This is a genomic window from Winogradskyella sp. KYW1333, assembly GCF_003335675.1.
Lineage (GTDB): Bacteria > Bacteroidota > Bacteroidia > Flavobacteriales > Flavobacteriaceae > Winogradskyella.
The window spans coordinates 515697-528399 of record NZ_QPHL01000017.1 but is presented as its reverse complement, the minus strand read 5'-3'; the positions used below and the strand labels follow the sequence as shown (position 1 = coordinate 528399).

Annotated in this window: 8 protein-coding genes; 2 read left to right on the top strand and 6 right to left on the bottom strand. The window is 34.4% G+C overall.

Annotated features, from left to right (window positions below):
- Positions 1-20: 20 nt before the first annotated feature.
- The 6 genes from DUZ96_RS12155 to DUZ96_RS12135 all read right to left on the bottom strand — a co-directional run bounded on the left by DUZ96_RS12155 (position 21) and on the right by DUZ96_RS12135 (position 3838).
- Entirely contained in the window at positions 21-950 is a 930-nt protein-coding gene (locus DUZ96_RS12155) for a mevalonate kinase (RefSeq protein ID WP_114302203.1), read from the bottom strand.
- A gap of 24 nt (positions 951-974) precedes the next feature.
- Positions 975-2048, bottom strand: coding sequence for a diphosphomevalonate decarboxylase (gene mvaD, locus DUZ96_RS12150; RefSeq protein WP_114302202.1), 1074 nt, complete (start codon positions 2046-2048; stop codon positions 975-977).
- A 34-nt stretch (positions 2049-2082) separates the two neighbouring features.
- Positions 2083-2256, bottom strand: a complete 174-nt coding sequence (locus DUZ96_RS13160; RefSeq protein WP_181855281.1) for a hypothetical protein — start codon at positions 2254-2256, stop codon at positions 2083-2085.
- A gap of 27 nt (positions 2257-2283) precedes the next feature.
- On the bottom strand, positions 2284-2433 hold the full coding sequence (locus DUZ96_RS13155) for a DUF1697 domain-containing protein (RefSeq protein ID WP_258774392.1): 150 nt from the start codon (positions 2431-2433) through the stop codon (positions 2284-2286).
- A gap of 95 nt (positions 2434-2528) precedes the next feature.
- Positions 2529-2624 carry a DUF1697 domain-containing protein gene (locus DUZ96_RS13150; RefSeq protein WP_114302200.1) on the bottom strand — a complete coding sequence of 32 codons (96 nt, stop codon included), beginning with the start codon at positions 2622-2624 and terminating at the stop codon, positions 2529-2531.
- Positions 2624-3838 carry an NAD(P)/FAD-dependent oxidoreductase gene (locus tag DUZ96_RS12135; RefSeq protein ID WP_114302199.1) on the bottom strand — a complete coding sequence of 405 codons (1215 nt, stop codon included), beginning with the start codon at positions 3836-3838 and terminating at the stop codon, positions 2624-2626. Before DUZ96_RS12135 ends, DUZ96_RS13150 begins: the two co-directional genes overlap by 1 nt.
- Positions 3839-3866: 28 nt before the next feature.
- On the opposite strand from DUZ96_RS12135, the gene DUZ96_RS12130 reads away from it, so the two are divergent.
- Positions 3867-4676, top strand: coding sequence for a hypothetical protein (locus DUZ96_RS12130; RefSeq protein ID WP_114302198.1), 810 nt, complete (start codon positions 3867-3869; stop codon positions 4674-4676).
- 138 nt (positions 4677-4814) lie between these two features.
- Positions 4815-12674: a malectin domain-containing carbohydrate-binding protein gene (locus DUZ96_RS12125; RefSeq protein WP_114302197.1), complete on the top strand. Its 7860-nt coding sequence runs from the start codon at positions 4815-4817 to the stop codon at positions 12672-12674.
- The last annotated feature ends 29 nt before the right edge of the window (positions 12675-12703 follow it).

Genomic DNA, 12703 nt, shown 5'->3' with positions numbered 1-12703 from the left:
TAAGTTCAGGAAAATCTATATTAGAAGTTATATACAACCTCTAATTTCTGTCCTTTGAGTGCTTCCCTTGCTCTATCAATATTTTCGGTGAATCCTAGAATATATCCTCCTCCACCAGAGCCACAAAGTTTTAAATAATAATCATTAGTTTCAATCCCTTTCTTCCATAATTCATGGAATTGTTTAGGAATCATTGGCTTGAAATTATTAAGTACAATCTTAGATAATTGTTTTGTATTCTTAAATAATGATTTTATATCACCTTTTAAGAAATCATCCACACAGGCATCTGTGTGTTTGATAAATTGTTCTTTCAACATACTTCTAAAGCCTTCGTTCTTCATGTTTTCCATGAAAATTTTAACCATCGGAGCAGTTTCACCAACTATACCACTATCTAATAAGAAGACCGCACCTTTACCTTCAGATTTCTGAGATGGTATACCTGTAGCTTCAATATTATCCTTAGAATTTATTAAAATAGGCAAACTCAAATAACTATTTAATGGATCTAAACCGGAAGACTTACCATGGAAAAAAGATTCCATTGAAGAGAAAATGGTTTTAAGTTTCAACAACTTTTCTCTGGTCAAATTTTCTAATACAGTAATTTTATTCATTGCATATTTATCATAAATAGCTGCAACCAATGCACCACTACTACCAACACCATAACCTTGTGGAATTGATGAGTCAAAGTACATACCTGCATCTACATGCTTTTGCAAAGTGTCAAAATCAAAAGAAACCAAGTCTTCTTCAATGTTTCGCAAATAATCAACAAAGGCAATTAACCTTTTATTTGATTTTTTTGCTTCGTCTGAAGGGTTTTCGTCAACTTTAAGAGCTCCATTATAGAAATTATAAGGGATAGATAATCCTTTAGAATCTTTTATGATTCCGTATTCTCCAAATAATAGAATTTTAGAATAAAATAATGGTCCTTTCATAGTTTTTTAAGTTGCCAGGTTTGGCTACAACCGTTTTGCACCATTCCCAACGCTATCACAAATATAGTGACCGTTTTGGCAATATGCAACTAACTCACTCTTAATGAAGTCATAAACTTTTGATTCCTCAGCCTTGGGAAACAATACATGAACGTTAGCTCCAGCATCTAAAGTGAAGCAAATATTTGAATTGTTTTCTTCTCTAAACTTCCAAATTCGGTTTATGATTTCCAAAGTATTTGGCTTCATTAAAATGAAATATGGCATACTTGTCATCATCATTGCATGTAAGGTTAAGGCCTCACTTTCAACAATTTTTATAAACTCCTTCAAATCACCTGATGACAGTATATCCTTTAGTTTGTCCAAATTGTCATGTGCTTGTAAAAATCGCTCCTTAGCAAATGGATGACCGTACATAAGCTTATGTCCCAGAGTACTGCTAACTTGTTTTTCTCCTTTATCTACTAGTAAAATTGCATCTTGATAATCCTTAAAATTTGAGTGTATATCACCATCAAACCTAACTCCAAATAAATCTGAGCTTTCTGTACTCTTATTTTTACCCCAAACCACAAGTTCTCCTTCAATACTTCTACAAGCACTTCCTGATCCTAAACGCGCTAAAAAAGATGCCTTACGATTAAAGTAATCATCTGCATAATCTACACCCAAGTCTTCCTCAATACTCATTAAACAAAGTGCCAATGCACTCATACCTGAAGCAGAAGAAGCAATACCAGAACTATGAGGAAAAGTATTTGATGTTTCAATATTAAAGTGATAATCTCTTAAGAATGGGACATAGCTTTCAATACGTTCAAAAAAGGTTTGAATCTTAGGTTTAAAAGCTTCATTCTTCTCACCTTCGAAAAAAACTTCAAAACTAAATTCTGTACTTTTTTTCTTGGTATATGTTACTTCGGTTATAGTTTTACAATTTGATAGTGTAAAACTAATCGACGGATTCTCAGGAATTTGATTTTTGCGTTTTCCCCAATACTTCACCAAAGCTATGTTACTTGGAGACGACCATTTTACCGATCCTCTTTCTACTTTGGAGTTGTAGGATTTAAGAATAAAATCTTGATCTATCATTTAATTTTAATTCAGTTACAAAAATAGAGAAAATCTAGAGGTTTGGTCTATTTTCTTCTGTAATGCTTATCAATTTTAGCATAGTTTTATAATTCCTGGCTGTGACACCAATGGATAATTTATGCTCAAAGTAATTTAAATTTAGTTTTGCCATAACTGGTTGTACAATAAAAGTAGATACAGTCACCAATAATGAAATACTCCTCATTTTCGTAGGTCTTTTGACTAGCTTTGTTTACTGATTTTTTGTTTGGCACATGACTAAGTATTGCAAAATAACTGTTGATTTTTTATCTTCTGACAAGGGGCAATTCTCAAATATTGAATTTAGCTCCTGTTTTGTTCTTACCAATACAGAAACTTCAAAGCCAAAATGATTGAGAATCGAATTTTGAATTCTTCTCTCTAATTCTGTTTTTTTTGTTCATCAGATTGAAAAATAATATTGCCAGTTTGAAAGTAAGTCTTTACACCTTCAAGTCAAATATTAGCTAAAATATATATAAGTTCAGCCATAGGCACTTTTCTATAACCACCGACATTTATTCCTCTTAAAAGTGCGATATATGTTTTCATTATTTAGTAATTGATTGTGCCACAATATATGCTCCTGTCCAAGCATTTTGAAAATTGAAACCTCCAGTTACAGCATCTACATTTATTACCTCGCCTGCAAAGTAAAGATTCGGTATTAATTTACTTTCAAAGGATTTAAAGTTTATTTCCTTTAAATCTAATCCACCAGCTGTAACAAATTCTTCCTTAAAAGTGCTTTTCCCAGTTACATGAAAAACGGCTTGGGTTAGTTGTTGGGCCAATGAAACCAATTGAGATTTGTTGATTTCTGCCCATTTCATTTCGTCAGAAATACCAGAGGCAACAACCAATTTCTTCCAAAGTCGCTTTGGCAAATCAAATTGGGTAGTGTTTACAACTAATTTTTTTGCGAATAAAATCTTTGCTTTTTTTAAATCCTCAATACAAGTATCAGTATCTTTTTGAATAAAGTTTACTTTAATTTTAAAGTTATAATTTAATTCTGCAAGTTCTATAGCACCAAAGGCTGAAAGTTTTAAAATTGCTGGTGCGCTCATACCTACATGGGTAATCAATAATGGTCCATGAGAATTTAAGGTAGTTCCCAGTACTTTAACATCTACATTTTTTGCAACGACTCCTGGTATATTCTTAATTCGTTCATCATTAATATCAAAAGTAAATAGAGATGGAACTGGTTCTACTATAGAATGCCCAATCCCTTCTAATAAATTCCACATTTTAGGATTACTTCCAGTGGCAATCACAAGCTTATTACATGTAAATTGATCCTTGATGGTATGAATTAAAAAACCATCTTCAACTAATTCAAATGATTTTACAGCTTGATTATAACATATTTCAACACCGTGCTTATTACTCTCTTTTATAAAACAATCTATTATAGTTTGGGAAGAATTTGAAACAGGAAACATCCTGCCATCTTCTTCAATTTTTAATTCTACACCACGCTCTTGAAACCAAGAAATGGTATCACCTGTCATAAATGAATGAAACGGACCCAACAACTCTTTTTCGCCTCTAGGATAGTTCTTTACCAATTCAGATGGGACAAATTCTGCATGTGTTACATTACATCTTCCACCACCAGATATTTTAACCTTTTGCAATCCTTCTTTACCACGTTCTAAAATGGCAATAGACAATTGAGGAAACTTTTCTGCAATATTTATACCAGCAAAAAATCCTGCTGCACCACCACCAATAATTATAATATCTTTGTGTTTACTCAAAGTCTTAGATTGAAATTATAAAATTACTATGTTAATACCCAAAAGACTAATTTTTATTCTACTTATCACAATTGCTTGTACTTCGTTTGGGAAATTAGAATTACTTGGGGATTTACCAAATAGCCTCAAGGAAGTTTCAGCATCTGAAAAAATTCCAAATTCAAATTTAATTTGGGTTATAGAAGATTCTGGAAATGAGAATATACTATATGGCTTAGAAACAACAGGTGAAATATCTAAATATATAACATTAAATGAGGCTAAAAATATTGACTGGGAGGATATTACAGCCGATGAATATGGTAATATTTATATAGGTGATTTTGGAAACAATAATAAAAAACGTACCTATTTTCAAATTTATAAAGTCTACAATAAGGAATTAGAGAATAGCACCGCTAAAGCTCATACAATCCAATTTACTCTTCCAGCTGACACAAAGCCAAAAGATTTCGAGGCATTTTTTATACATAAAGACATCTTTTATTTATTCAGCAAAGAGCATAAGATTTTTAGTGTTTTTACCGTACCAAATGCTGTTGGTACTCATACAGCAACTTATATATCTTCTTTGGAACTCGAAGGTAAAGACACAAGGGTGACCTCAGCCGATATCAGTTTTGACGGCAAATCTGTAGTGTTATTAAACCATAAACGGCTATGGAAATTCACTGATTATGATGAGACCAACTTTTTCTCAGGTAAAAAAGAAAAACTACCCCTTAAGCATAATTCGCAAAAAGAAGGAATCTGCTTTAAAAATGACTCCATCTTAATAATAACTGACGAGCGCCATAGCACTGAAGGAGGTAATATTTACAGCTTTATTTTGAACTAAGCATTTTGACATAAATAGTCGAAAAAATATAACCCAAGTACTTCATCGATAAATCTCGTTAAACATCAAATATTATATAAATATATTGGGTATTTATAAAACTTTATAGAATTTTATGCCGCTATTTATCAATCCGTTATGTTCCTAAAAATTAGATTCACATTTTTATGTCTGCTTTTACTTTTCAGCCATAAAATTATCAACTCCCAGTCAATAAGCTTTAGTTCTTCAGGTTTAGTTGGAACCAACATAAATAACCCTACATCTTTGGATTTTGGTCCAAATGGAAAATTGTATGTGTCCCAACAAAATGGAACAATATGGGAGTATGATGTTGAAAGAGATAGTGCTTCGGCTGGAAATGGCACATATTCAATTACTAATACAAATCAAATAACATTAATAAAAAATAATACTCCAAATCATAACGATGATGGGACCAATAATTCAACTCAAGCAAGACAGATTACTGGAATACTAACAGCAGGTACAGCTTCTAATCCAATTTTATATATCACATCTTCGGATTCGCGCATAGGTGGTGGAGGCAGTGCTGGAAATGATGTAAATTTAGATACAAATTCAGGAGTTTTATCAAGACTTAGCTGGAATGGAAACGCTTGGGAAAAAGTTGATTTGGTGCGTGGACTTCCTAGGTGTGAAGAGAATCATTCCACGAACGGTTTAGATTTGTTTACAAGTGGCGGAAACACATATCTATTAATACAAGTAGGTGGAAATACTAATGAAGGGGCGCCTAGTAATAATTTTGCTGGTTCTACTGAATTTTATTTAAGTGGTGCTCTACTTATTGTTAACCTTACGCAACTAGAACAAATGGAGTCTAATAATGGTGGGCCTTACTTAGATCCTAGAACTGCCAACACCGCTTACATATATGATTTACCTTCACTTAACGATCCAGAGCGTCAGGATATTGATAATACACACCCAAGTTTTCCATATGATTCCTCACACCCAATGTATAATGCCACCATAGATTTAGGCGATCCTTTTGGAGGCAATAACGGACTTAATCAAACATTTTCAGAAAATGGTGGCCCAGTTCAAATTTTTTCGCCAGGTTACAGAAACGCGTATGATGTAGTTATAACGGAAGATGGTCGAATTTTTACTTATGATAATGGACCTAATGCAGGTTGGGGTGGAGCTCCATTGATATATGATAATAATGATACTCTTAAGGGTACCCAGAATTCAACCACATATAATTCAGGTTCTGGAGATTATGTAACGAATCAATTCAATATAGAAAATGGGACTACACAGGGTGATGCCTTACATTATGTTGGTACTATCAACGATGCTAATAACACATACTATGGTGGTCACCCGGTGCCAATAAGAGCATTTCCTGATAAAGCGGGAGTGTATAAATATCAATATAATGGTTCAAGTTGGGTGGAGAATGGCGCTTATGACTGGTCAAGTTTAATTTCTGGTGTAACTGGCTACTTTAATCCTACTGGATTTACAATGGTTGATTTTCCAAATGATCCAAGACAAGGTAATTATGACAGGTCACTGAATAGTGTAGATGTAAACATTCTTGATATTGTAAATTCGTCTACAAATGGAATTTGTGAATATACCGCCACAAATTTTGATGGCGCAATGCAAGGTGATATACTTTCAGCTTCATTTAATGGTAATATAAACAGATATGTATTTAATACAGATGGGACAACCTTGTTATCAAAAGACAATGGATTTCTAAATGGTTTCGGTAGCATCCCACTAGATTTAATAGCTTTAGGTGATTCACATACTTATGCAGGAACGATTTGGGTAGTAACTTATGGAGCTAATGATGTAACTGTTTTTGAACCTGTCGATTTTGGTGAATGCCCTCAACCCAATGATATAAATTATGTTGGTTCTGAGGACTACGATAATGATGGTTATATAAATGATGACGAAATTAGTAATGGAACAAATCATTGCTCAGCCGGCAGTCAACCAGATGACAATGATGCAGATTTTATTTCTGACTTGACTGATCCTGATGATGACAATGATGGAATTTTAGATGTTAATGATGCTTTCCCCATTGATGCTCAAAATGGTCTTGGTACTAATCTACCCCTTAACTATCCGTTTTGGAATAATGATCCTGGAACAGGCTTTTTTGGTTTAGGATTTACTGGTTTACAATTAAACCCATCTGGAGCTACAGATTATCTTAATCAATTTAATTCTGATAATTTGTCTTTTGGAGGTGCAGGAGGAAAAGCAACAGTAGATGAAGTCTCTTCGGGCACCTCATTGAATGAAACTAATAACCAAGAAAATGCATTTCAATTTGGAGTTAATTTAGATACCAATTCAAATCCATTTACTGTTTATTCAAAAATAGAAACTCCATTTAATGGTAGTGCTCCCTTGGCAGGTCAATCTTATGGAATTTATATCGGTAATGGAGATCAAGACAATTACCTCCAAGTTGCTATAATGGACGGAACTGTTAGTGGTGACTCTACTTATGGTTTTAAAGTTGTCTTAGAAGAAAATGGAGTTAGTACTTCTGCAACCTATGATGTTGCAAATCTACTTCAAGCCACTGGTGTAAATTTGTACATTTCCGTGAATCCCAGTACTAATTCAGCTCAAGTTTATTACTCTCTAAATAATGGTATAACAATATCTTCTTTGGGTTCAACAATAACATTACCTGCAAGCTTTTTAGATCCAAATGATAGTGTTGGTGTGGCAGTAGGAATTATTAGTACATCTGGTAGTTCAGAAAGTGAATATATAGCTACTTGGGATTTCATAAATGTTGTTGAAGATTCTGTAAATTCCTTAGAACCATTGCCAAATATGTTAGATTTTGGGCAATCAAATACCGGAGGTAGCATAAATGAATTAAATCTTTCCTTAAAGAATCTTGGAAATCCAAATAATGGAGCCATTGAGATTACGCAACTCAATTTTGTTGGTACAAACGCCGATCTATTTAATAGTAATTTAAGTTTACCCATACAAATTGGCCCGCAGGCTGACGCATTAATTCCAATAGCGTTCACTCCAGATAATAATGGAGGCACTAAAACCGCAACATTAGAGATTATACATAATGGTTCCAATAGTCCCTTATCTGTTTCTTTAACATCTGAAATAACTATTGAAGTACCTGTGGTAAGAATAAGTGCTGGTAGCCCAACAATAATTAACAGTACTGATGCTGGTCCAGATTGGGAGTCAAATCCTTCCGAAGGGGCTTACAATAGTGGCTCATATTCGGTAAACACTGGCAAAATTTTTGCTTCGAGTTTCCAATATTCAAATAGGGATAATTCTATTCCAGATTATATTGATGAGGTAACCTTTAATGGATTATTCAATAGTGAAAGATATGATTCTTCATCGGCCCCAGAAATGGAGTTCAGTATACCTGTTACAAATGGAAATTATACAGTTAATTTATATTCGGGTAACAGTTTTGAAGGCACAAATCAGACCGGGAATAGAATTTATGATATTTTTATTGAAGGTAATTTAGTTCAAGATAATATTGATTTAATAACTCGCTTTGGTCATCAAGTTGCTGGGATGCTGTCTTACCCAGCATCAGTAGATGATGGCATACTAAATATTTCTTTTGGTCATGAAGTAGAGAATCCTCTAATCAATGCCATTGAAGTTATTCAAGTTTCCCTAACTGGAAATCAACCACCAAACGCAGTGGCTTCCGCCAGCGTGTTAACTGGTGAGACTCCTCTCAACGTCGATTTTACTGGAACTGCATCAACAGATGACAATAATAGTATTGTAAGCTATAATTGGGATTTTGGAAATGGTGATAGTTCAAATATTGCAGACCCTAATTATACGTTTAATCAACCAGGAAGCTACCAAGTTACCTTAACAGTTACCGATGAAGAAGGTAACACAGATACAGAGAGTCTAAACATAAATGTAACCTCACCTGATATTTGTCAATGGAATCCTCTTGCAGACTCTGATTTAGAGAAAATTGAAGCACAAAGTGCTAAGATTGGTGACAAATTGTATGTTTTTGCAGGTTTTTTAGGTGGTTTACAAATTACTGGAGCAACTGAAATTTACGATTCTATTTCAAACACATGGAGTTATGGTGCACCAATGCCTGAACCCTTAACCCATGCTGGGATTGCTAAAGTAGGCACTGACATCTGGATTATTGGTGGTTTTATTGGCAGTCACCCAGGCGTTGCTACCGATAAGGTCCAAATCTATAATACTGTCTCCGATAGCTGGAGCTATGGCCCAGATCTACCAGCACCTAGAGCATCTGGGGCGAGTGCTTTCAATAATGGAAAAGTTCATTTTTTCGGTGGATTGATGCCTGATAGACAAACTGATGTAGGAGAACATTATATTTTTGACACAAATAATCCAGGATTGGGTTGGATTGCAGCAGCTCAACTTCCAGATCCAAGAAATCACCTCGGTGGTGCCAGTTTCAATAGTCTTGTATATGCGATTGGTGGACAGTTTGGGCATGATGTTAGTGTCGATGATCAAAAGTTTTTAGATGTTTACAATCCTACAACAGATAGTTGGACGCGCCTTGCTGACCTTCCTGCAAAAAGATCACATTTTGAACCTGGTACTATTGTACATAACGGGAAAATAATTATTGTTGGTGGTCGTAATGGTGAAAGTTTTTTCTATAATACTATTACTGAATATGACCCAATAACCGATATATGGTCAGAATTGTGTGAACTCCCAGAAAATTTATTAGCACCAGGTGCAAAAGTATTTGGAGACCGTTTAATCGTAGTTAATGGAGGATTAGATGGTATTAGTGAACCTGTAAGCTCAACAAGATGGATTTCTATAGAAGATCAGTTTCCGATATTGGAGATAGATCCTATTTCAGATCAGTCTAATGAAGTTGGTGAATCCATTAACTTAACCATATCTGCAAGTGGTGGTGATCCAGATGGGAATGTAACTTATACCATTAGTGGTCAACCTTTAGGCCTAAGTATTGAGCCAACGAATGGACAAATTATTGGAACAGTAGATGTATCAGCACTTAATGGAGGCCCAAACAATGATGGTACACATTTTGTAAATGTAATAGCTACTAAACCTTATTCAGAGGATACTAATCTGCAGTTCACTTGGACGGTTATTGGCAATGTTTGGAGCGATAAGGATGAAAATGAAAATTACACTGCTCGGCATGAATGCTCATTTGTTCAAGCTGGTGATAAGTTCTTCATGTTTGGTGGAAGGGAAAGTGCACGTACATTAGATATTTATGATTACGCAAATAATTCATGGAATTCACTTGTAAATTCAGCACCCTTTGAGTTTAACCATTTCCAAGCCATTGAATACCAAGGATTAATCTGGGTAATTGGTGCATTTAAGACCAATAACTATCCAAATGAAACACCAGCAGATTTTATTTGGTCATTTAACCCCGCAACTCAAGAATGGATTCAAGGTCCTGAAATTCCTTCGGGAAGAAAACGTGGATCAACAGGTTTGGCAGTATATAACGATAAATTCTACATTTTAGCTGGGAACACAAATGGACACTCTGGTGGATATGTTAATTGGTTTGATGAATATGATCCAAACACTGGAATATGGTCCCAACTAGCTGATGCTCCCAGACCACGTGATCATTTTCACATAGCAGTGATTAACAGTAAGCTTTACGCTGCCTCTGGTAGACTATCAGGGGGTGATGGTGGTGTGTTTGGTCCTGTATTATCGGAAGTTGATGTCTATGATTTTACTACCCAGACTTGGAGTACATTACCTCCTTCTCAAAATATCCCCACTCCTAGGGCTGCTGGCATTGTTGCAAACTTTGAGAATAGACTAATCATATCCGGTGGTGAAGTTCCTGGGAATTCCGAGGCATTAAATATAACAGAAATATATGACCCTTTAACTGAATCATGGATTAACGGTGACCCTTTAAATCATAAGAGGCATGGTACACAAGGAATTGTATCTGGTAATGGAATTTTTGTTGCAGGAGGATCTCCAAATCAGGGAGGAGGAAACCAAAAAAATATGGAATTCTATGGACAAGACAATCCTGTTGGTTCGCCTAGTATTAATAGTGAACTTACAAGCACAGAAAATGTGATTTTTGGAATTGGAGAGTCAAAAATTATAACATTGTCTAACATCAACGGAAATATTGGAAATATCTTAAAAGATGTTGTGCTGTCCGGTAGTGATGCAAGTGAATTCAGCATTTATTCAGGTAATATTCCTTTTAAACTAATAAAGTATAATTCGTCTCATGATATAATAATTAATTACACAGGTAATAGTTATGGTAAAAGTGCAGTCTTAACCATAACCTATAATAATTCAGAGACTTTGGTAATAAATTTAACTGTACCCACTTATGATATAATTTACGATGGTTCTTCTTGGAGCCCCTATGCACCTGATGATTCTACATCTACAGAAAATGCGCTTATATTGAGTGGTCAATATACGGTATCATCTGATATTGAATTAAATTTTATAAATATAGAAAACAATGCTTCTTTAATCATAGAAGCTGGTTATTCAGTTATTTCTCATGATAATATTCACATAAATGGAAATGGTTATATTGAACTTCGTTCCACAGAGTCAATGTTTTCTAGTTTAATTCCTCATGGCTCAATCGACGGGAATATAATCTACAAAAGACATGTCAATAGTAATAGTTCTTCCCAAGGTGGTATTGGATCTAATGATTTAATATCAGCTCCTTTAACAGGACAAACATTTAGTGAATTCATTATTGACAACCCAAATATCTTCAGCAATACAGATAATAGCCTTTATTTATTTGGACCTTTTAACAAATCAACAGGAAGTTACCAAATTTTTTCAAATACTGAATCAGCAACCTTGGATCCAGGGTTAGGATACAGAGCAGCATCTTCTGACACCGGAACTTTTTTATTCAATGGTATAGTGAATTTAGCCTCGGTTAATGTTCCAATTTATAATAGTGGACCAGCATATGAGGAATGGAATCTCATAGGTAACCCATATCCGTCCTATATCTCTTTAAGTGAATTTTTGAGTACTAATACTGGTCAATTAAATAATTCAGGCGCTGCGGTTTACGGTTATGATGGCGATGCCAGTGATGGTTGGACCATTTGGAACCAGGCATTTTCTGATTCAAATCCAGGAACGTTAATTGCTCCTGGGCAAGGCTTTTTTGTCTCTGCTAATGTGGGAGGAGGACAAATCAGTTTTAATCCAAGTATGCGAGCGATTGGTAATTCTAATGACTTCATAGTTGGAAGAAATAATTCAAGTTCAACTTTCAATCATTTAAAATTAAAAATTGATCAAAATGAAAACTCATACTATACAGACTTTTACTTTAATCCAAATGCAAATAGAGGACTTGACAAAGGGTATGACGCTGAACTTTGGGGTGGAATAGTTCCAAATTTTGCAATTTATTCATTTCTAGTAAATAGTAATTCAGGATTACCATTTGCCATTCAGTCTTTAAACGAATTTGATTATTCTGATGTCGTAATTCCTATTGGCGTTAATGCATCTTTAGGTGAAGAAATGATTATTAGTCTTGATGAAAACACCTTACCAGAAAATATTTCTATTTATATGGAAGATCATCTCACACAATCAAGTATATTATTGAATGATAGTGATTTTATTTTAACTCCTTCAGATGACTTAAGTGCTTACGGGCGGCTATATTTAAGATTTTTTGATAATTCACTCTCAAGTGAATACCCATCATTTGATTCATTAAATATTTTTACAGATTATATCAATAATACAATAAATATAAGTGGGAAATTGGAACACCGGTCAATTGCTAAACTTTATGATTTACAAGGTAGATTAGTTCAAACACATAATTTAGAATTAGGCCTATTAAATCAAAAGATAAATGTAAATGGATTAACCGGAGGTATTTATCTACTAATTATTGAAAATAGTTACGCACACAAAACGAAGAAAGTACTATTGAAATAATTTTTAGGGCTTACTGACCTGATTGGTAT

Bases quoted from the DNA above. Each gene is read 5' to 3' on its own strand.
- DUZ96_RS12155 (WP_114302203.1), bottom strand. From the start codon at position 950: ATGAAAGGACCATTATTTTATTCTAAAATTCTATTATTTGGAGAATAC.
- mvaD (WP_114302202.1), bottom strand. From the start codon at position 2,048: ATGATAGATCAAGATTTTATTCTTAAATCCTACAACTCCAAAGTAGAA.
- DUZ96_RS13160 (WP_181855281.1), bottom strand. From the start codon at position 2,256: ATGAGGAGTATTTCATTATTGGTGACTGTATCTACTTTTATTGTACAA.
- DUZ96_RS13150 (WP_114302200.1), bottom strand. From the start codon at position 2,624: ATGAAAACATATATCGCACTTTTAAGAGGAATAAATGTCGGTGGTTAT.
- DUZ96_RS12130 (WP_114302198.1), top strand. From the start codon at position 3,867: ATGTTAATACCCAAAAGACTAATTTTTATTCTACTTATCACAATTGCT.
- DUZ96_RS12125 (WP_114302197.1), top strand. From the start codon at position 4,815: ATGTTCCTAAAAATTAGATTCACATTTTTATGTCTGCTTTTACTTTTC.